This window comes from Acinetobacter sp. V116_7 (assembly GCF_056735735.1).
Genome location: NZ_JBWZIF010000028.1, coordinates 182,407 through 204,118, shown reverse-complemented (window position 1 = coordinate 204,118; position 21,712 = coordinate 182,407). Strand labels below are relative to the sequence as shown.

At 38.3% G+C, this 21,712-nt stretch carries 21 protein-coding genes; 1 reads left to right on the top strand and 20 read right to left on the bottom strand.

What is annotated here, in order from left to right:
* Positions 1–11: 11 nt before the first annotated feature.
* From surE to AC1PJP_RS14915, 11 genes are all read right to left on the bottom strand, one after another.
* Positions 12–983, bottom strand: a complete 972-nt coding sequence (surE, locus tag AC1PJP_RS14965; RefSeq protein ID WP_479767486.1) for a 5'/3'-nucleotidase SurE — start codon at positions 981–983, stop codon at positions 12–14.
* 232 nt (positions 984–1,215) lie between these two features.
* On the bottom strand, positions 1,216–2,379 hold the full coding sequence (locus AC1PJP_RS14960; RefSeq protein WP_479767484.1) for a hypothetical protein: 1,164 nt from the start codon (positions 2,377–2,379) through the stop codon (positions 1,216–1,218).
* Positions 2,372–3,700, bottom strand: a complete 1,329-nt coding sequence (locus tag AC1PJP_RS14955; protein WP_479767482.1) for a TolC family protein — start codon at positions 3,698–3,700, stop codon at positions 2,372–2,374. The genes AC1PJP_RS14960 and AC1PJP_RS14955 overlap by 8 nt, the downstream gene beginning before the upstream one ends.
* Entirely contained in the window at positions 3,697–5,283 is a 1,587-nt protein-coding gene (locus AC1PJP_RS14950) for a GH3 family acyl-acid amido synthetase (RefSeq protein ID WP_479767481.1), read from the bottom strand. Before AC1PJP_RS14950 ends, AC1PJP_RS14955 begins: the two co-directional genes overlap by 4 nt.
* Positions 5,280–6,071 (bottom strand): hypothetical protein, encoded by a 792-nt coding sequence (locus AC1PJP_RS14945; protein WP_479768235.1) that lies wholly within the window; start codon positions 6,069–6,071, stop codon positions 5,280–5,282. Before AC1PJP_RS14945 ends, AC1PJP_RS14950 begins: the two co-directional genes overlap by 4 nt.
* Positions 6,072–6,259: 188 nt before the next feature.
* Positions 6,260–7,807: a DHA2 family efflux MFS transporter permease subunit gene (locus tag AC1PJP_RS14940; protein WP_479767479.1), complete on the bottom strand. Its 1,548-nt coding sequence runs from the start codon at positions 7,805–7,807 to the stop codon at positions 6,260–6,262.
* A 24-nt stretch (positions 7,808–7,831) separates the two neighbouring features.
* Entirely contained in the window at positions 7,832–8,893 is a 1,062-nt protein-coding gene (locus AC1PJP_RS14935; protein WP_199988324.1) for an HlyD family secretion protein, read from the bottom strand.
* A 686-nt stretch (positions 8,894–9,579) separates the two neighbouring features.
* Positions 9,580–11,040, bottom strand: a complete 1,461-nt coding sequence (gene iaaH / locus AC1PJP_RS14930; protein WP_479768234.1) for an indoleacetamide hydrolase — start codon at positions 11,038–11,040, stop codon at positions 9,580–9,582.
* A gap of 92 nt (positions 11,041–11,132) precedes the next feature.
* The gene (locus tag AC1PJP_RS14925; protein ID WP_479767477.1) at positions 11,133–11,852 is read right to left on the bottom strand and encodes a helix-turn-helix transcriptional regulator; all 720 of its coding nucleotides are present in this window, start codon (positions 11,850–11,852) and stop codon (positions 11,133–11,135) included.
* Positions 11,853–12,208: 356 nt separating this feature from the next.
* A complete protein-coding gene (locus AC1PJP_RS14920; RefSeq protein ID WP_192454467.1) occupies positions 12,209–12,637 on the bottom strand; it encodes a hypothetical protein in 429 nt (142 codons plus the stop codon).
* Positions 12,638–12,834: 197 nt separating this feature from the next.
* Entirely contained in the window at positions 12,835–13,203 is a 369-nt protein-coding gene (locus tag AC1PJP_RS14915) for a hypothetical protein (RefSeq protein ID WP_192454468.1), read from the bottom strand.
* A gap of 284 nt (positions 13,204–13,487) precedes the next feature.
* Here AC1PJP_RS14915 and AC1PJP_RS14910 point away from each other — a divergent pair, with 284 nt between their 5' ends.
* Positions 13,488–13,949: a CC0125/CC1285 family lipoprotein gene (locus AC1PJP_RS14910; RefSeq protein WP_192454469.1), complete on the top strand. Its 462-nt coding sequence runs from the start codon at positions 13,488–13,490 to the stop codon at positions 13,947–13,949.
* A 158-nt stretch (positions 13,950–14,107) separates the two neighbouring features.
* Here the strand turns inward: AC1PJP_RS14910 and AC1PJP_RS14905 are convergent, their stop codons facing one another.
* The 9 genes from AC1PJP_RS14905 to AC1PJP_RS14865 all read right to left on the bottom strand — a co-directional run bounded on the left by AC1PJP_RS14905 (position 14,108) and on the right by AC1PJP_RS14865 (position 21,670).
* The gene (locus AC1PJP_RS14905) at positions 14,108–14,230 is read right to left on the bottom strand and encodes a hypothetical protein (protein ID WP_013197824.1); all 123 of its coding nucleotides are present in this window, start codon (positions 14,228–14,230) and stop codon (positions 14,108–14,110) included.
* Between the two features lie 167 nt (positions 14,231–14,397).
* Complete coding sequence (locus AC1PJP_RS14900) at positions 14,398–14,532, bottom strand: hypothetical protein (RefSeq protein WP_263864325.1); 135 nt, start codon at positions 14,530–14,532, stop codon at positions 14,398–14,400.
* Positions 14,533–14,593: 61 nt separating this feature from the next.
* Positions 14,594–15,469: a hypothetical protein gene (locus AC1PJP_RS14895; RefSeq protein WP_192454470.1), complete on the bottom strand. Its 876-nt coding sequence runs from the start codon at positions 15,467–15,469 to the stop codon at positions 14,594–14,596.
* 61 nt (positions 15,470–15,530) lie between these two features.
* A complete protein-coding gene (locus AC1PJP_RS14890) occupies positions 15,531–15,872 on the bottom strand; it encodes a hypothetical protein (RefSeq protein WP_192454471.1) in 342 nt (113 codons plus the stop codon).
* Positions 15,873–15,994: 122 nt separating this feature from the next.
* Positions 15,995–17,389, bottom strand: coding sequence for a methylenetetrahydrofolate reductase C-terminal domain-containing protein (locus AC1PJP_RS14885; RefSeq protein WP_479767475.1), 1,395 nt, complete (start codon positions 17,387–17,389; stop codon positions 15,995–15,997).
* Between the two features lie 72 nt (positions 17,390–17,461).
* Positions 17,462–18,229 (bottom strand): ADPR responsive transcriptional repressor NtrR, encoded by a 768-nt coding sequence (gene ntrR, locus AC1PJP_RS14880; RefSeq protein ID WP_192454473.1) that lies wholly within the window; start codon positions 18,227–18,229, stop codon positions 17,462–17,464.
* 60 nt (positions 18,230–18,289) lie between these two features.
* Complete coding sequence (locus AC1PJP_RS14875) at positions 18,290–19,783, bottom strand: nicotinate phosphoribosyltransferase (RefSeq protein ID WP_192454474.1); 1,494 nt, start codon at positions 19,781–19,783, stop codon at positions 18,290–18,292.
* A gap of 11 nt (positions 19,784–19,794) precedes the next feature.
* Positions 19,795–20,679, bottom strand: a complete 885-nt coding sequence (locus AC1PJP_RS14870) for a phosphoribosyltransferase family protein (protein WP_479767472.1) — start codon at positions 20,677–20,679, stop codon at positions 19,795–19,797.
* Positions 20,680–20,860: 181 nt separating this feature from the next.
* Positions 20,861–21,670 (bottom strand): sulfite exporter TauE/SafE family protein, encoded by an 810-nt coding sequence (locus tag AC1PJP_RS14865; RefSeq protein ID WP_192454476.1) that lies wholly within the window; start codon positions 21,668–21,670, stop codon positions 20,861–20,863.
* Positions 21,671–21,712: the final 42 nt, after the last annotated feature.

Here is a 21,712-nt window from a genome sequence, read left to right as displayed (position 1 = left end):
GGTCTTTCTCCTTACTTGTTAAATAGGCTTTTTAAACGAATTTTGAGCCATTCTTGAGCTGCTGGTCGCTGATCGTAAGCCACTTGCATTGCAGTTACAGCAATTTTGCTTTGCATGACGGCGCTTTCATCCGACATTTGAGCGGCTGTTGGAGCCGATGGTGCCGCGTCTATTCCTAGGCCAAACTGGTTATTGCCTTTATTGTCTTTGGTTACTTGGAACTTCAATTTATATAAGTCATACGTCCCAATTTTTGAAAACGCAAATGGTGTGCTGGTTGTTAAATTTTTAGGGAAATTAACATTTAGCGTGATACCTTTTGGCAACAATTGGCCCTTGCCTGCCTTAGCTTGCAATTCTTTTAATAACACTACGGTTTGTTTTGCCACAATCGCAGAGTTAGGGTTGTTTAACGTTTTATCATCTACCGTGTTGGTATCGGCGCTTAAGGCAATAGACGGAATGCCACGTCCTGCCGAAAACTGTACATTACCAATGGTGCCAGAGTGTACAACGACTTTTCCGACATTTTGTCCTTCATTCGGGCCAGATAAAACTAAGTCTGGCGCTTTACCCCAGCGTTTTGGTGCAACCACATCTAGTCCATAAACGGTTGCCATGACTGGTGTGCCATGCGTGTAATTCCAGTCACCATTGGTATAACCCGCTTTGGTAAAGGTTCCAGCCGCAGGTGCGCCAACGGGTGCTGCGCCATTGTGACAACCATTTTCAGCCGCAATTTGCTTATCGTTATCCGCAGAAATGGTCGTTGAGCTGTACATGACAATTGCGCCACCGCGACCACTTTGTGGTGAACAAGGTACAGACACAAGCACGTTATGACCATTTGCTTTTAATTCATCATAGAGTGCTTTGACATTGCTGGTTAGACCGTCATCGTTAACCAATAAAATATTTAGCGCAAAAGCTGGAGTTGTACACAAAGACAGAATAAGACCGCCCAATAAACTTTTTTTCATCACTTAACTACCATGTTCTTAAATTTCGATTTGTATAGTAGTTGCGCTATATGTACGTTTAGTGACTACACATCAATAAAAATTAAAATAATTTTCCATTAAAAATTAAATAATTATATTATAAATTATTGCTATATTTTCTTTTATAAAATGATCTTCAACTTCAGCGCTCATATTCAAAATGACAAAACCCACTTTCGTGGGCTTCATTCAAAGTATCACTTCAAGCTTTAAATTAAATACGCCCAACTTCTAAATATGGAATTAAGTTTTTATCAAAATGTGGTCTTGGGTCGCCCTCATAACTAATAAAACCATGCATTCCTGTTAAGCGTTCGCCTTTATAAAACTGGTTTAGCTGATAACGCGGGTCTTTATGGGAAAGCGTAAAGCTCACCACACCAACGCCCTGCTGTTTTGACTTGTGATATGCATCTTCGAGCATTTTATGGTGCAAAGCCAAATCTTCGGGATGACACATAAGCGTATGTAACACATGGTACTGAATAGAGTCACCAAGTTTAGGCAATCGCATGCCCTTAGTAATTGGGGTCAGCAAGTTATAAACGGGTCTAAGCAGGCCTATAGCCGAGCTGTAATGCAAGATTTTAGTTTGCTTAATACTGTGCTGATCCCACAAGCCAAACATGCCCACCAGTTTTTCACCTTTAAAATAAAGTGAAAAGTCTGAGAGTTTTATTCCTGAAAAATACTGATGCTCTTGAGCCAGCTCTTCAAAGTTATAGGCAGGAATAAAGTTATAAAACTCTGCCATGTCGCTAATAAACTGGTTCATGGCTTCCACATGCTGAGCTTCGGCACTACATGTACGAATCTCTTGAATGTCACTCTGCTGAGAAGTCTGCTTTAAAAAAGCCGTGACTTTTCGTTTTGCACCAGTGTCGGTGAGGCTTAATGTCTCGATGAGCCCTTCATCATAATAATCAGGCATTCCAGTTTTGCCCGTTTGGATGGCAGCGCGCGCCGCATGGTTATCATCAAAAATAATCATTTGGCTATAGTTCGGTTCATGCATGGTTTGTTTTACATGCTTTGCTAAAACCTTCACCAGTGATTTACCACGATAGTTGTGATCTACCCGTAAATCACCCGCGTAGCGTAAGTTTTGAACGCTCCGATCGACATAACATGGACGGTAACCGTTGCTATAACAAGCAAGCTTCTTTTGGCTTTCGGTATCTTCAATCACCACATGCAGTTTATGTCGATACACAATATCAGACGCTCTAAAATAACTTGGTTCGCGCTGAAAGCTAATTTGTATGCCTTTGGTGGTCATCGGTACGGCGATTAAGTCCCTTAAAGCCTGATCATCTGCCAAAGTGGCTTCTCGGGTAATCAGGGTATTTTCAGCAAGTGGTGGATTTGTTTTATTCATTATTCACCTGTTGTGCGGTCTGTGTAGGAACCAAACTGTTTAAACGTCCCATTTGGTCGAGTAGCTGATAGACAAACACGACTTCGTCTTGATCATTCACTGTTTTCTGAGTTTCTGCATCGAGTAGCTTCTGTTCGGTATTGAGCAAATCAAATGTGGTTTTGGTTCCGACATCAAACTCTTTACGTGTATAGACAAAGGCAATAGATGCTGCCTCTATGGCATTTGCCAATGCCTCTTTATTTTGTCGAATGGTTTGAAGCTGCGCATAGGTCGTACGGGTACGCTTATTTAAGTCTAGTTCAAGACTTCGTATTTTCTGATGAGCCAAATCAATATCGGCCTGTGCTTTTTTAACGTTGGCACGATTTAAACCATCGTCATAGAGCGGTACATTAAGCTGCACCCCAACCATGTAGTTATTACTTTCAGAACCAATATAACTTGCCTCATCTTGCTTTCCGGCACGGCTAGTGAGCATGACCGTTGGCCACAGTTCACGCTTAGTTAAAGCATATTGTTTCTCGGCAGCCTGCTTTTCGTATTTGCTACGCATTAAAGCTGGATGGTTTTTGGTTTGCGCCAAAATTTCATCTAAGTTAGCAGGAATAACTGGCAGTTGTTTAATGACGACAAGGTTCTCAGGCGTTACACCTGTCACTTGATAAAACTGGGCTTCGCTTACGGTCAAGTTAGACTGAGCCTGTGTAATATCGGCTTGACCTTGGGCAACTTGTGCCAAAACCTGAGCCAAGTCTGCACGGGTAATCATACCCACATCAAAACGGCGCTTCGATTCATATAAAGACCGTTGCAGATTTGCCATGGTCTTTTGTCTAAGTTCTAAAATGGCTTTCTTTTTTAATACATCGGTATAGACCATCACGGTATTTAAGATGGTTTCCGATCTTTGATCTGACAAACCTTGGTTTTGTGCCGAGAGCTGACTTTCGGCAACATCTATTCCTAAACGGTGTCGACCAGACGTGTAAATTGGATAATCTGCCTGTAACTGCAAACTTCGGCCTTTACGATTTCCTTCGGTTGGAAACAGGACGTGTGAAGGCGTATCTATTCTTTCATAGTCCAGTTGCCCGACTAAATTAACTTTGAGTCCATCACGCTGTTTGGCCTGTTCAAGCATAGCGGTCGACTGGTTCACGCTTAAACGGCTGACCTCAAGCTGACTTTCATGTCTTAAGCTGGCAGACAATGCCTCATCTAGAGTCATAGCGTGTGTGTTCGACACAAATAACATGCCTATACACAGAGCGTATCGACGCGTTAAGACCTGAGTATTAAATTGCTTCATCCCTTTCATAGTTGTTCCAAACTATTGAGGGTGACTTTTTTAAGTGGCTCAGGCTTGATATTACCTTCGATAATGCCATCAAACATGACCAGTTTTTTGTAGGCATTCCAGCCATTATTGGCTTGACGGATTTGAGGCTGGTCGAGCTGTCCCAAGTTCCGCGCAAGTTCATAATGGAAGTTTTGACGCAAAATACTATCGATATATTCATTGTTAATGCTGTGATGGATTTCGCCTTCAAAAAGCACGCAATAAAACGGCTTAACGTGTTGCTCTGTATCAATCGCCAGTAAAGAAATCGCTTTAGATTCCGTTTCATTTAACTGCGACAATAATTGCTGGGCAGTTTCAGGTGCGAGTTTCTCACCGACCAGATCTACACCAAAACGACGGCCTTGGAACTCAAAACACGGGATTTGCTCTATAAATCCAGTCACGCGTAAGCAATCATCCATACAGTAACGAAGCAAGCCATTGCCTGATGTAATGAGTGGGCTAACCACATCACCTTCTTTCAGTTCCCACGACGGAATGATTTGTCCTTGTTTTTCACCTTCTAAATATTCAAATTCATAGAAGTGACTTTGATACGCCAGCGGGTATTGGTCGTTATAGGGAATAGTCACTACGCCTTCAGTCGCCCATAGACCTTTTCCTTCAAACTGAACACTGGGTAATTTCTCTTGTAATTTTTCGGCCCAAGCTTTTGAACCTGCGGTATCCCAACTCGACACTAAACTTAACTTAGGCCACAGTTGTTTGAAGTCAATCTGTTCGCCGTTTGTACTGTCAATTAGGGCTTGAGCGCTTTCAGGACTATGCGGTGCTGTCACTTCTTTTAATGAAGCCTGACGATTGACCCATGAACCACTTTGTAAAACTTCAATCACGTCTTGTTGTAGTAACTCTAAACGTTCAAGCAATTGCAACGCAAAAGTTGGACTCCACACCGAAATCATGGCTAAGTTACGGTTTGCAACCAAATAGCAAATGGTGGCAAACAGTGCATCGTCGGCATTGGCGGCAAAGGCAACATTACTTGGAACGGCTTGGGTAAACTTAGACAAAATTCGCTTACCTACACCAAGTAGCGCACTATCGTCATTTAGGTTTTTGTCTTTTAAAACTTCACGCTGACTTTCAGGCAACCATGACACCGACCAATAATGTGTGCCCGAACTGAGCTGTGGACATTTGCGATATAAACTCGCCATCCACGGCGCAATTGCATGGTCAAGTTCATCTAAAAACAGCTTGGTGTATGGAATAAACTTGATTTGTTCACTCGAACCACTGGTCGGCTGGAAACGGACCAATTTGCTGCTAGACAGTGATAGCTTTTGTTCACGGTAACGTTGAATGTCTTCTCGCCAAGCGCCATAACGTGTCGCAGGAAATGTTTTTACAAACTGCTCATAGTTTTGAACTTTTTTATCTTTAGCAAACGTCGAGGTATGTAAAATTGAATGCAAGATTTGACGTTGTGTTGCTTCTAAAGCATTAAACTGTTTTTGAAAATTACGATCAGATGCATCACACCATTTTTTTAAAATTAAATGCGAGCCAAGCGTCAGCCATTCATTAGATTTCATTGGATGGCCTCTCTACGTTTTGTTTTATGGGTTATACGCGCTGCTTCACATTTACCTTTACTGGTCGGCTTCGTCATGAGCTTAACTGGGAAACGGGCAATATCTTTCCAGCCCAGACGGCCTATACACGGCAGTTCTGTACCTGCTTTCCATGTCGGATTCAACTGCTCAAAGAAATGAATATTTGGGTTCTTTTCTCTCATTTCGGCAGTAATTGGTGCAACTTCACCTTTTAATGGTTGATAGTCATCTCCAAAATTTAAGAGGCCTGCATCTTTGTCATAATATTCGCCAAAGAATTTCTCACAGTAGTGTTCGACGACTTCCGAGAGATGCTGGTTTTCATCTTTAATATTTGGGTAATACACATAGTAGTTATTGGCAAGTAGCAGGTAAGTTTTATAGCCTTTAGAAATCAGGAGCCAATAGAGTTCGTTAAATGGATATTTGATTCGAAGCTTGATCATGAGTTTGAGCATAGTACTTTGTAGACTACGCGTACCCCAAAACTTCTTCAAAATGACCGTATCACCGCTAAATAATACGGTGTAGTCCTTACCGTTTAAGTAGAAATGCTGCACCACAACGGTAGAGAAACCCACAATCTCATTTGTTTGTGAATCAAAAATTAAGATTGCACCACTTTTATTTTGGAAATCATCTACGAAAATAGAAAATCTCGTATTTTCATAATACTGTTCGTAAATGGAATACATCACTTTTAATCGCTCAGTATCGATTTGCTCTTTTTCAAAATATTGACCATAAGTCGTGTTTTTCAGGTTCAATTTTGAAATTAGTTTATACGTTGTATTAATCATAATCCTTTAACCTTCCACCTCTAATTTGCGAGTTCCCCGATCTCATCAACCGATTTTAGAAAACTCATCTCAATGTTCTTTTTCTATGAAGGGATACGTTTTGATATGCCCTATTGTTTTTCATTCTTTAAAAGCTGCTCTTTATTTCTAAATCGCTACATGTTCATTTTCTTCCCCCGATCCATAAAGATGGTTAAAAATGCGGTCACAAACATGATGATTGCGAGCATGCGTAATAGGTCATTAAAACTCGATGTCAGTGCCTGAAAATGAATGTCGCGATAGATCACACTGAGCGCGATTTGCTGGGCATTTGCACCGACTTCTTGATATTGCGCCGTGAGTTGATCGAGTCTTTCTGTAAAAATCCAGTTTTGCGGTGTCATCCCCTGATTAATCTGGGTGACATGAAGCGCAGTGAGCCAATCTAAAGATGAGTTAATGAGAGCTAGTCCAACCGCGCCGCCGATATTGCGCATCAGGTTATAAATACCACTGGCATCGGCTACTTTGCTGAGTGGCAAAGTGCTCATGGCTAAATGCGAAACCACAATCAAGCAGATCATGAGACCAATACCACGGTAAATTTGCGGCCAGAACATAAAGTCGTAATCACTGTGAATGCTCAAATGTGAATTGAGCCATACACCAAAGCCCGCCAAAATCATTCCAACAAATACGGTTTTTCGGGTATCAAAATTGGGAATAAGCCACGCAAGAAATGGCGCAAAGCAGAACATCACAATGCCTGTCACCATCATGACGTGACCAATTTGGCTACTGTTCATTTCACGGACTTGCCCAAGAAACACGGGAATCATGTAGCCCAAGCCATAGAGCGCCATGCCAATCACAAAAGTCGTGATGGCACTTAAGGTAAAGTTTTTATTTTTAAATACAGATAAATCGAGCAAAGGTTTAGGTTGGGTAAAACTTCTAGAGAAGAAAATCATGCCGCCCACAACGCAAATCATAAACGCAATCCGAACGCCTGTGTCTGCAAGCCAGTCATGCCTTGCGCCTTCATCAAGAAAATATTCAAGCCCACCCAGAAACATCGCCATACCAACGAGGCTGAACCAGTCCATACTTTTGATAAGTGAATAGTTCGCACGGTCGATATTTGGACCCGAGTAAATGACCGTAGCAATGATAATGCCCGGGATAATATTAATCAGGAACATCCAGTGCCATGAGAAGTTATTGGTGAGCCAGCCGCCAATGGTTGGGCCAATGGCCGGCCCCAAAGTACTGATCATTCCAAACATGACTAAAGGCAATGAGCGTTTTGCATCAGGGAAAAGTAGATACAATGCGGTCATGGAAGTCGGAATCATTCCTCCGCCCATAAAACCTTGAATGCCACGAAAAACCAATAAACTTTCTAAGTTCCATGCCAATGCACAAAGTAAAGAGCTGACCGTAAAACCAATTGCACAGATGGTGTAATACACCCGTGTTGAAAGCACTCGCGAGACAATACTCGACATTGGAATTGCAATAATCTCGGCAATTAAATAAACCGTTTGCACCCAAGTGACTTCGTAACGACTTGCACTCATTCCAGCTTGAACTTCGTTTAAAGAACTCGCCACAATCTGAATATCAAGAATCGCCATAAAGTTGCCAAAAATCATGGCAGCAAAAATTGCCCATGCCGTCTTTGCGGGAAACATCCACTCAGGCTCAAGGTGCTTATTCATTTTTTATTACCTAAAATTTTATTATTAAGTTCTTAGGTCAACGGTGGCACTGACCGACATTCCAGGTTTTATCAAATCAATATGTGGGCTTGAATCTATGGCAATACGCACAGGAATACGCTGAACAACTTTGTTAAAGTTTCCTGTGGCATTGTCTGGTGGCATGAGTGAGAAAGTTGCGCCTGATGCTGGTGAAAAACTCTCAATTTTTCCGCTATAGGTCAGGCTTGGATAGGCATCAAGTTTGAGTTCAACTTTCTGACCAATATGCATTTTTTCAATTTGAGTTTCTTTGAAATTGGCTTGTACATACAAACTGTTTTCAGGAATGATCGCCATTAAGCGAGTTTGCGGAGAAACACGTGAGCCTTTCTGGATTGCAAGACTACCGATTTTGCCGTCTACAGGACTCACCACTTTTGATGAAGCCAGATCGACCTGATATAGGTTTAAGTTTGCATGAGCACTTTGAATATCTGCTAAAAGCTGCGCTCGACTGGCTTGTAAACTGCCTAACTGAGCTTCTGCCGCATTTACGGCGGCCTGCGCTTTGCTGAGCTGCGCCTGAGCAGTTAAATATTGAGACTGAACCCCTTCAAAGTTTTGACGGGTAATCACGCCATCTTTTAGTAAATCTTGATAGCGTTCAAAATCTTTTCTTAAACGAGTTAAGTCTGCTTGAGCTGCCACTACACCACTATTTGCTTCAGTAATGGAAGATTTAGCAGACCTTTCATTTTGCTGTTGTACACCAAGCGCCGCTTCTTTTAAGCTGACGACAGAACTCGCCTGATCATAACGGGCTTGGTAATCGCGGTGGTCTAATACCGCTAGAGTTTCACCTTTTTTTACCACCTGATTATCGTTAATTAATAACTCAATCACTTCGCCTGAAATCTTTGGCATGACCCAAGTAACATCTGCCTGAACATAAGCATTATCAGTAGATTGATAAAATCGGTATACAAAAAAATAATATATAATGCCTGCGACTAAAAATAACAGCAGGACACTAAAAACACCCCAAGTTATTTTCTTTCGACTTTGGAAATTAGTGTCAGTTTCTAGCTGAGCTACGTTATCCATATTCATTCCGTTTATTTGTAATATTCGATTTTTTATTTACACCAATAAATTATTAGCGTCTTTTTTACGTAACTTTTCACTTGGTTTATTCAATGAATCGTGACAGCGTAAAATTTGGTGCAAATTATGATTCTTAAATCGATTAAATATCATTGACCCTTTTGACATATATTTTTTCTATTTACGCCAATACACGGCATGCTATAAAAAATATGTTTAAAAATTATGTAATTTTATATTTTTTAAAAAATGCAATTATAAAACCTTTCTTTAAAAATTAATTTAAACAAATAAAATCAGCAACTTGTAAATATAATTATTTATGTAAAAGTGATTAATTGGTAGAAAAATTTATTGCATCAATATTAAAAATTAGCTTTTACTTTGTATAACTTATGTTGATTTACTTAGAGCAATATGTAATTTAAATAAATTCTTCGAGAATTTTTATAATATTTATAGAAGCATAAAATATAAATATGCAGATTTATCAAGCATAGTAAAGCACAGCTTATTAAATATGTATTTATGATTAACAATATTAAATAAAATAATATAAAAACTTTCCGACCAAATCCAACTTATTTTTGATAAACCAAGCATTATTCAAAAACAAAATTAATCTAAAAAAGAGTTACTTTTAACTCTTTTTTATTTAGAAAATAGAGAATTATCGGTTTATTTTTTTACTTATTTAAAACCTTAAATATTTCTTCTAAAGTCATCCCAATCGCAATTATTTCACTATCATGATGAGGTAAACCATCAATTTCTAATCCAACGGGTAGTTTCGATTTCACTCCCTTTCCAATGGGTAAACTCAGCCCTGGTAATCCGATATTACTGCCGGGGTCCGTATTTCGAATGAGTGTCTGGAAATTTTCAATTGAGCTGACTTGTTCATTTGCGAGTGGTGCAACAATCGGTGATGTTGGGAGTAATAAAGCATGTAAGTTATGCGCTTTAAATGTGTTTTGGTAAAGTTCAAGCAATTGTGGACGAGCTTCACTGATGGCCTTTTCATAGAAAGGTAAAACAGGAACAAGTTGCCCCGTCTGATCTTGAATTAATTGAGGAAGGATATTCTGTTTAAAAATTGCTTGTACATCTGGGCTTGAGATCTGATCAACTACATTCTCAATAGTCAAATTTACATGATGATCTTTCAAATATTGAATAAGGTCATATTTACCTTCATAGACAACCACTGGAAATGAGATAGCATGATTGAGTTGTTCTAAATTCGGCATATCGACATTAATAATTTCGACTCCTGCCTCTTTTAAAAGCTCAAGCGCAATATGAGCCTGCTCACGAACATCTTCATCTAAATGATTCCAAAAATATGGATTGATGCCGAGCCTAATTTGATGAGGTTGTAATGGTTCTTTCTTTGGCTCTTGAGTAATAAGCTGATCAATTAAAATAACATCAGATACTGTGTGTGCTATAGGCCCAGCGGTATCGCGAGTATGTGAAATTGGAGTAATATTTTCTTGTGAGTATCTTCCTACCGTTGGACGAAAACCGACACAACCATTTAACGCACTTGGCAAACGAATAGAAGCACCAGTGTCTGTACCAATCGCAATTGGAACCATTCCAGCGGCAACAGCAACAGCGCTACCTGAAGAAGACCCACCAGCAATGTGCAATGGATTTACGGCATTTCGTGTACCCACGACACCTTCTATGTGCATGGCAGTATTATAGCCTGTGACTCCAAAGGCTAATTCATGCATATTGGTTTTACCAACAATGATCGCGCCGTGATCAATAAGTTTTTGAATAATCGCTGCGGAGCTTTGAGGTTTAAAATCAGCTAAAGCTGGTGTGCCTGCACTATTCGGGAAACCTGCAACATGAATATTATCTTTAACTGCAATTAAAATGCCCATCAAAGCTGGACATGGTTTTCCACTAAGCAGGTATTTATCCCAATATTGAGCTTGTTGAATTGCTGAAGCTTTATCTGTGCTAATAAAAGCATTTAAAGACTGTTGTTTTTCAATAGTGTCGAAGTAATGATGCACGATTTCTTCACAAGATACTTTTCTTTCATGAATCAGTTTAGTGATGACATCTACTGAAGCATTTGCTAAACCCTGTAATTCAATCCAATTATTTTTTTCAATTGCATTTGATATGATGACTTAAAATCCATTTAAGTTGTGATCTTAAGAACTTAGTACAAATTGCTCATTCATTCGCATCCTCAAAATTGAGGATTGTTTTTGTTTTAATGTTGAATGAGTAAAGTCATTTCAGTGCGATTATTACAGCCTATTTTTCTCATAGAGTTGTTCAGATGGGTTCTTAATGTGGTAAAGCTAATACCAAGTAAATTTGCCACCTCTTTATCACTTAAGCCTTTAGAGACTAAATGAACCACTTCTTGTTCACGTGGAGTCAGACCATATTGTGTTGATAAATCTAGTGGTAAGGCTTGGGTAAAATAAGGTTCAAGCAGATTTAAGATTCTTTTTTCACGTTCACCAAACATGTCAGCGTCTTTTGCACGCCAAATACGTAAATCGCCAATATCTATACCATTTCGGACAAAATAAATATTTATGCCGTGATACAAACCATAGGTTCTCAAAAACTCATTGTAATAGCTGGTTTTTTTAAGGTCTGCGAGAGGCATGACTTCATTTACAAATGTTGGTTTCTGGAGTTTATGAAGCTCTGCCGTAATGGGATCATCAAATTGCCAAATACTCTCATAGTCCTGCATCGCTTTTGGGTCGATTTTCCATATCACACCTTCTTTCGATAAATTATGCGTTGAATCCCAAATATAAGATGCGGCAAAATCAGCCCGCAACAAGATGGCAATATCTGCAATGATATTTTCACGTAAATTATATTTCCCTTTTCCTGAGCCAAGTTTCCATAATATTTCAGAGAACAATGTAAACTCAGACGGGCTGAAATCCTTTTCTAAAAGTGCGGTCATCTTCTACCTATTTAACGAAATCCATCGAATTTTAAGAAGATCGGTTAAGTGCTTCCTTTGAGCTTAATACCAACCCCATCCTTTTCTATAATATATCTATTTTTTGATTTGGTAGGTAATAGCTATATTTTGTTCGTCAAAATATTAATTTTCTAGTTTTTATATGTTCATTATATAAAAAGCCCACGGAAGTGAGCCTATTCTTTAACAATCAATTTCAACAGAATAGTTCATTTATTTAAAAAGTTATATCCACTAAGAATCCTTACTTTTCGGTAGCTAAAATTGAATACATCTAACAACCAATTGCGTCTTTATATGGTGCTCTTTTAACTGTTGATATACCTCTTGTGAAATTACTTGTCTAATAGGTATAGAAGGGTTCGATCGACTTTTCTCTCTTTTCTTTTTTGTTCAAGTTCCTGTTGATATTCTTCTTCTGAAATTACTTTTCTATTAGGTGTAGATTCAATGTATGGTGAATAACCCCTATTATTAGCATACTTATTTTCTCTGTAATATTGTGATTTATCATAATCAGTCATATTCGCCGTTTGGAATAGAGCGTCATTACCTCGCTCTGCCCTTTTAAAAATTTGATTTGTACGATCTATTTTTTGTTGATTTGATAACTCAAAAAAATCTACTTTCCCACGACTGTTATTATTTTGAATCCCTTCATCCTTACCAATTAAGATAGAAGGTTTTTTTTCGAAAAAATCATCAGCACTGTACACTGGGCCAACAATCAATAAACTTATAAAAATTAATAATATTCTACCCATAAAATTCTTGTGCTCATTACAAAATATTGGATACGTAAATATTATATAAATTTAGTAAAAAATCTATTGTCCTGCATCTTATTCTTTTGTTTTTTTCTTTACTTCTAAATAAACTCGTTAAGCTTATAGAATCAATAAGAAAGCCCGCCTATGCGAGCTTTTCAAAACGGAATCTTTTTATTTTTCAATTTTAGAATTTATATTGACTCATCAATAAGCTCACCAGATAAACATTTATTGAAAATTTTTTGTCTAAAGCGACTGGTCATCATTTCATTTTCAAAGTCATTTTCCTTGATATTCTCTTTATAGACGTCAATTAAAATTTTATTCATGACTGTTTCAAAAGCGGATTTTACTCTTTCAGAATTATACTTACGTATTCCCATGAATTTTCTGAGTGCTTCTTTTTCCTGACTTAAGGTTACACCTGCTTGTCTCCTTTCCATAACTTTTACTGCTTGTACGCTTATATTTTCACACGATGTTTGAAGGCTAGGAGTATCAGAATATGCCATACAGCTATTTGAAGCCATGATACAAGTTAATAATAAATATCTTTTCATTTTTTAATCTAATAAATTAGCTTAAAGCATATTACCAAAATAAATCAGATATTTATAAACAAAAAAGCCCATCTTTTCATGAGCTTTTAAATATCTTATATGATCTTTATTTATACTTCGACCACTATAACGTAAAAAAGAATTTACCCTGTAAAGGTTCAAATAGGCTTAAAGATTCAAAAACGTTAACACGTATTTATCAGCTTTCGATATACTAAGCAGGAATTATTTATGAAAATAAAAAATAACTCTCTTCATCAATTCAAATAAAGAGAATTCCATAGATGAATAAAATTTTCCTATCCTTCTTATTATTATCATTATCAGGCTGCGCTGTGTTATTTCCACCTGCTTATAATCCTGATGCTGTGATGTCACATTTCCGAGAAGGTCAAGCAAGTAAAGATTCCTTCTATGTCAGCTATAAAGGTGATCGTGGTAGCTCACCAGAACAAGCAAGAGATTTTGTCATTCTACGTGGGGCGGAGTTAGTCATGCAAAATGATTTTCGCTACTTTAAAATTCCTAAAATGAATCAAGGCACGCTTGTAAATTCAAACTATCATATTGCTTCTGGAGTAAGAAATGATAACTACCAACCTATGGTTGAAGCACAAATTATAGGAGTCAAAGACTCTGGAGCAGATAGTGAAGTCTTAGATGCAATAAAAGTAGCGAAAGCATTAAGAATTAAATATCGACTTAGATATAAATTGACGCCATTAGAGCTAAAATATAGCTATTAATTTCTTGATGAAGAATCGCTATTCAGAAATCTATCTGTTCACGTGTTTAATATTTATCACATAGGTTATAACCATTCTGTAAAGTGGTAATGCATGAGTTCATCACAAAGACTCTTTGCAGTAGTGTAAAACCCACTCATTGAGTGGGTTTTTTATTACTAACCGTTTTGCCTGAGGTGGTCTTGGAACTCTTGGTCGTGTATTTTGTCGTAATTAACAGGGTCGTAAACGCATCCAGTTAAAACAACAATTACAGCAAGTACAGCAACCAACTTTTTCATTGAGACAACTTTCCTTTTAACGCAAAAGATTTGCTTTAAGTATACTCCTCGGTAATCATCTTGATTGAACATAATTAAGGCAAACAATTGTTATTTTTAAATTATTGCCGTGCTTTAGCATATAAATTGATTTTTTAACAAAATCAAATCAAGGGGTAATACAAAACTTAAGCCTCAGTCGCTAAATACCAATTTTTCCAAGAACTGGTTCCTCTGATTTCAATTGGTACAGTTGGAATGAGTTTTTCTTTTAATATTTCAGTTTGTTCAAGGGCTTTAGCAACATTGGTGGTAAATACCAAGGATGAGTATCTATACGTTTATGTAGCTCGGCTCTCTTATCTTTCTCAGGATAAAATTGATTTAGTAATCAGTCTCTGAAATCAGTTCATACTTGTCTTTCATCGTATTATATTTAAAACGTTTAATTTTATTATAATTTTCAATCTTTCCTGTTTTTTCATTAAAAACATCACCTTTAAATCTCATTTCAACAGGGTAAACCTGAGAGGTTTGACTTTCTAGAGTTTTATACACAGAACTGTATTCATAAGATAATGGTGAATTACTTTCATATTCTCCATCGTTAGTTCCTGAACTCAAATCAATATGATATCCTGATATTTTCGACTCATTTAAACGAATTAAATAAAGTAAATTGTCAGTGGTTCCATAATTGGTATAGCTAGATGAATCATCGAAAAAGCCAACTTCATTAATCCCTGTTTTAACTATACGATCACCTACCCCTTTAACATTTAAGTCTAAATCACCATATGCACTAGGAGGTGAAAAATTTGAAGATGTCCTTGAAACTAAATCATATTTATTATTAACACTTTTCTTAAATATATATATGTCAGCTTTAGCACTGGAGCATGCGTGACAAGTATCTGAAAACTTATAAGTATTTGAGTCTATTTTTTTCCATTTACCATTAATTATCGTGTAAGAATCTTTATCAATTTCACGCTTTTTAATTAAAACTAAGTATCTATCTTCATGGTTTGCATTCTTATATTGCTCTACAGGATACATTAACGCCAAGTATTCTTTTTTTGTTTCTTTGATTCCTGCTTTTGGCAACTCATTCCCATCATAATCATTATCTTCCATCGAAACATAAAACATGTTTGGATAAAATGTCCTAAAAATAGACTTATAACCTAAATCATCAACAGTGATTGCAAATAAATTAGTGCATACAGTTAAAGATAAAAATAAAATAATCTTCTTCATATAAAAACCTATCAAATATCAATATTTTAAAATTAGCCAATAATCAAAATAAATTTCATTTTTACTTCCTTACGTACTCTGGAAATTCTTTTAATAAATTATTACAAGTTCTATTCTTCCCGTCTTTTTTCACATTACGGTCAAATTCTTTCATGCCAAACATGAGAACTTTTTTCCCATATTCATCACCAAGTTCATACTGAAAACACTTGGCTGAATCCGAGATTAACTCATTGTTATATTCACTATATCCACATTCAACTTGTGCTCTGGTTAGTAAGCCATGCACCGAAACAATTTGCTCACAATAAGTTGGCTTATCTTCATTTTTTGGAGCTAAAGCATGTGAAAATGATGCGGGAAAAGCTGCCGCTAACATACTCCCTAAAATAATCTTTTTCATGAATTTCACCATTTGTTATAAAGTATACCAACTTTAACAAACTGGTTACTAAATGTCACATTAAGAAAAAGCACTCTCAGATGGTTTAGTATTTTTTCTAAAATTTAATATGGTTTTAAATCTTAAGCGTCAGTCGCTAAATACCAATTTTTCCAAGAACTGGTTCCTCTCGTTTCAATAGGCACAGTTGGAATCAGTTTTTCTTTTAATATTTCAGTTTGTTCAACAGCTTTAGCAAGTCTTGCTTTGACTGAATGAATGCATTCACGGTCACCAAATTCACAGCGGTCTAAAGTTGTACCGCCACAAGGCCCGTTGGCTAAACCTTTTGGACACGTTTCAGGGCAAATATATAAAGTATCGCTTAGGCGACACTGACCACAGCTTTCACAACCGACTAGGCTATGTTTACTCAGCACTTCTGTTTTAATTAATACTTTAGCTACTAAAGAGTTTTCCCAAAAGGACGCTTTAAAAATAAACCGTCCAACGCCTTTAGCAATTTTTGATCCAAACATTGCTTCATGCATAACATGCAATTGGCGATATTTAATTAATTGTTTAGACGTTGGCTGACGTGAAAACCGAGCAATTTCAGGCGAAAACTCTTTGCCTGTCGTGACTTGCCAAAGTGAGTTCCAAAGCTCTTCTAAGGCTTTAAGATTAAGATGTCTGTATTGCTCAATGTAGCTTTCAAGCAGCATTTGCTCTTCTGGCTTATGACAGGCAGATAAGTGAATTCCTGCAAATCCTACATGTTTACATATTAAAATCTGTAAAGCACAGCGCAAATAAACTCGGTCTGTATGCCCTGCCTGTTTTTCGTCTGCCAAGACTTTTAGCATGTGTGGAGTAATCACAATACCTGCCACTTTATGCTTCACCATAAAATTGGCACGCCCCAAAGTCAGTGGCATGACACAAGCGAGTATTTGCTGTGAATAATTATGCTTGGTTAAAAATAATTTGACTTGTTTTAAGGCTTCAATGTCATAGCCCAATTGGGTAATGATAAAATCAGCGCCTGCTTTAATTTTCTTATGTAGTTTTAAATACTGCGCATCACGCTCAGCTTCAACATATTTAAATGGGTTAAAAGCAACCCCGATACGAAACCCACCATGTTGCTTGGCAGCCATTACGGCGTTTACCGACTCTAGGTATCGGCTACGAGGCTGCCCATCTCGACCATTATGGTGTTCTTTGAGTTTATCGCCTGTAAGCAATAACAAGTTTTGAATATTGGTTGCTTGAGCTTGTTCTAAAAATTGCTCGAAGTCTTGTATGTCTCGGGCCTTACCTGAAAAGTGTAAGACTTTATCGATTGAGTCAGGATAACTTTTGCTGGCTTCAAGTGGCGCGATATCATGATCTGAATGTACGCGATCTGCCAATGTCATTGCAGCCGGATATCCTGCAAACTCATGTTTCACAGGATAAATTTCATGTAGTGAAGTGAGATATTCCACCAACACAAAAAACTGATTTTGTTGGAAGCAGGGAGAAGCGTGTGACATAGGCAAAGTGCTGATCAAAACATGACATCAATCATAAGCGCGGCATTATAAATCAAAGTGTATCAAGATGCGCTAGTCAGAAAGCTCATTGTTTTGCTTATCTTCACCCTCTTTGTTTCTAGGTAATTCGAGTGCGCGAGGAAATATAAAATCGAAAGAATCGAGTGCATAGCGGTAAAGCTGAGCTGGTCGTTTGCCTACAATTTTACTTTGATTGGTTTCTTCAACTGCACCAGCTTCTATCATACGGCGTCTAAAGGCTTTTTTTTCTAAGGATTGCCCAAGAATAATTTCATAAATGGTTTGCAGCTCAGTCAGCGTAAATAATTCAGGCATAAGACTCGCTGGCAATGCGGTATAGCGAGTTTTATTGGTGAGACGCTCTAAAGCTAAGCTGAGCAATTCATTATGATCAAATGCCAATGCGAAATCTTGTGCTTTTGTCACTGGCACCCATTCGCTGTATTCAGCCAAAATTTGATGTTGATAGGCATTAAAATCAATTAAGGCAAAATACAAAATGGTCACTGCCCAGCCACGCGGGTCACGTTTGGCATTACCGACAGAGGCAACTTGTTCCAAGTAAGGTGAAGTAATTCCTGTTTTTTCGGCCAGCTTACGATAAGCCGTGGCCATCAAATCTTGGTCATGGGTTAAATCGGCAAAACCACCCGGTAAAGCCCACTGGTCTTTGGCTGGAAAGTTTGGGCGCTTAATGAGTAGTACCTGCAACTGACCATTAAAAACCGAGAAAATAGCCATATCGACCGTGAGTAAAGGTGCGTCATAATCTCGGCGATCATAACTGGCAAGGAATTCTTGTTCAGTTTGAATAGTCACGTTCAGCCTCTTAATAAAAATGATGAGCCGATACTCATGCAACGGCTCATCTAAACTCAGTTATGCGATGGATAAACGCTCACGAATTTGATCCAAAGTACACTCATATTGAAGTTTACCATTTTCAAAGACAGTTTTTAGTGCTCCGCCTTGTTCTTGTTCGGCTGTTTGCCCATCAAACAAGGTAAAACCATTTTCACTTTCTTCAATGCGTAATAGACCTTTCGCAGATTTTTTCACACCTGAGTCAGTAATTGGGTCTTTGAACAGCTCTCGGCCTACACCATTCACTTGGCCCCAAGTTGCTTTCACAGCAAACCCAAAAGTATCGCGAGTTAAGTAGTTATAGGTAAAGCTGCCGATCCCAAACACCAAATTGTTTGAAGCAAAACCTTTGGCTTCTAGCCCTTCCAAAATACGCTGAGCACGGTCTAGAGTAATTGAGTCACCATAAATTAAGCCGACACGCTCATTAAGTACTTTATAGCCTTGGTCAGTTGTTGTACCACCAAACACTTCCCATAAACATTCAACCGCACCTTTGTAGGCTGGGCTGCCAATTTCTGCGTCTGGGTCACCACAAATAATTTTCACTGGGTCACCAGAGTCTGGACGGAAAACCAATTTAGCCAAGCCTAAAGCATTAGGTTGTCTTGCCAGAATTTCAGGTTTTAAAGCTACCGTAAACTCGGTAATCACTCGCCAAAAGTCCCAAGTGTCAGATACAACACTGACAACACCAGACGGATAAAGCTCACAGATTAAACGCTTAAATGTGTCTAGCTCGCTGTTTTCTGTACCCATACACATCACACTGTGTTCGGTCGCTGGTACAGATACACCAATCACACCTGTGGCATTGTAATATTCTTCTGCGTAGTCAATTGAAGCAACTGAGTCTGTTCCAATAAAACTGGTTAAATGCCCCACACCAGATTGAGCCGCATCATAAATTCCACTCATGCCACGGCTACTAAAATCGTGTCCTTGCACAGGCACAAAATCAAGCGGTGCACCAGTTTTTACGGCATATTGAGTTAATAAGCGTTTGTACTCGTAGGCAATTGTGGCCGTAGTACAACTTTTCCAAAGCTCAGCACTTAAAACCGTTTCAATATAGTTAGTTAACCAAAAGAAACGTGGGGCGGTATTAATTACGGTGAGCACAGGTACACGTATATTGACGCGGCTGCCTTCTGGCAAGGCTTTAATGCGTAATGGTAAATATCCCAAGTCGTGTAACGCTTCAATGTGATCAACAGGTACTGCGCCTTCACCTAATGAACTATCCATACGGCGTTTATAAGCAGCCACAACTTTTTCTTTAGGTTGATTAAAAAAGCCTTCATTCCATGTATCTATTAAAAAGTGTTTGATAAAACCCTGAAGACCAAAGAACACAACTTTATCGTCAAAGTCCGGTAGCATTTTTGCGAGTCGAGATGAACGCGGTGTAAAGTTGGCGTATACATACTCTGTGCCTGCTGGATACTGACGTCTGTGATCAGCTTTATAAAAATCGATAGCGTTTAATGGATTAAGTTTAATAGTCATCTTTATTCTCTTTATTTTGCTGCAAAAGCAATTACTGAAATTTTGTCTGATGGTTGTTGTGGAAAGCTGTCCGAGATAAATAGCTGGTCAAGCAGCCCATCAAAAACCTCTGTTCCTTTACTGAAAATACCGTGGGTCACGTATAGAACGACCTTATGGCAATTTAGGCGACGGAGTTTTTTGGCAATACCAATAAAGGTTGCACCGCCATCGCAAATGTCATCGGTAATGACCGCTGTTAGGCCTGATAAATCAGTCGCATGTACATGCGTACCTAAAATTTTGCCAGTCACTGGATCACGTTTTTTATCACACTGAACAATAGTGATTGGTTGTTTACGCTCAAGATTAAAAGCGTCTGCAACCATTTGTGTACGTGCTTTCGCCCCTTTGTCTGGGCAAATCAGTACTGTTTTTTCATCTTTTAACAATGTGCTCAGTGTTCCACTCTTTGCGATGATGTCGACTGAACTGACATTCACAACTTCGCTAAAAGAAGTATTTGCAGCGAGTAATGCTGTGGTTACTTCACTATGGCAGTCCCACACAGTGATTTTGCCTTGTTTGCCTGCTTTCTTATCCGCATTGATATTAAGTAGCTTCGTCATCACATCGAGTGAGAATGCTTGGCCTACTGCACAAATACGGTCCTGACGTGCGTATGGAAAATATGGAATTTCTAGGTCAACGGTTAGACCCTGATTTAGCAATATATTTTCAAGTAACAAATAGTCCATCACATCGTGACTTGAGGTCATTTTGGCGCGGACCAATACCTTACCAGATAGTGAAACCAACGTTGTCTCATCAATTTGAACATGACGCTCTCCACCAGAAAACTGCGTGAATTTCACTGGAATTTCATTTCTTGCCGCATCTAAAAGCTGGATAGCCATATCATCCTCTGTTTGTCTGATGACCTTCGATGAACATATAGTGGCATAAAGCCACTATATATTTCAAGTCTATTTTTCAAACTTTTTTCAAAGCCCTTTAAGACATAAAATTTGCAGGTTTATAGTATTTAGAGATTTAATTTTTAAGAGAGATTATTCTTCAATTAATTGAAATAAAAAATTAATTTACACAAAGCATGACGAGTAGAACTATTATTAAAAGTAGCGGATACAATCTTGCCCGCCATAAATCAGATAGTTTTGAGATAAATTTTTCTGAAAAATATAGTCCAATCCATGTTCCAGCAACTAAGAATAAAGCAGCTTCTAACCAGATTAGACCGATAAATCCACTAGGTGCCCATTCAGATTGCCAAATTGACAATACACAATAAGTCAGCGTTGCAGTTAAAGACAAAGGCAGCGTGAGAATGTTTGCAATAGCCGCGGCCTCTGCCATAGAACTACCCCGACGCCGTAATAAAGGAACTGTCATTACACTTCCTCCAACCCCTAAAAGTGCTGCAATCCAACCAATAATTCCTCCTTTAATGAGTTCGCTGTTTTGACCATAGTGTTGCTTTTGTTTTGATGTCACCATAAACCCAGGTCGGTAATAACAATCAATAATGGTTATGAACACATAGCCCATAAATATCCAGCGAAGCCAATTTCCATTAAACAATGAGGCCATTACCGCACCGACAACTCCACCAAATGCGATACCACTCCATAAAAAGTGGATTTTTTGCCAATCAATCTGTCCGGACCGATAGTGTCGAAAGGTTGCAAAACTTGCCGAGCAGAGCATGACAAAGGCAGATGTGGCTACGGCGATTTGCATGGCATGTATGCCGACATTACTTTCATTGCTCCACATTTGAATAATGACTGCATAAAGCAAAGGCACAGCAACAAATCCGCCGCCAAAGCCAAATAACCAAGTGGTTATGCCTGAAAGTAGTCCAAATAAAAATAGCTCATATAGCATGATTATCTTCCTCACGTTTATAGAGGCATGATATAAAATAGC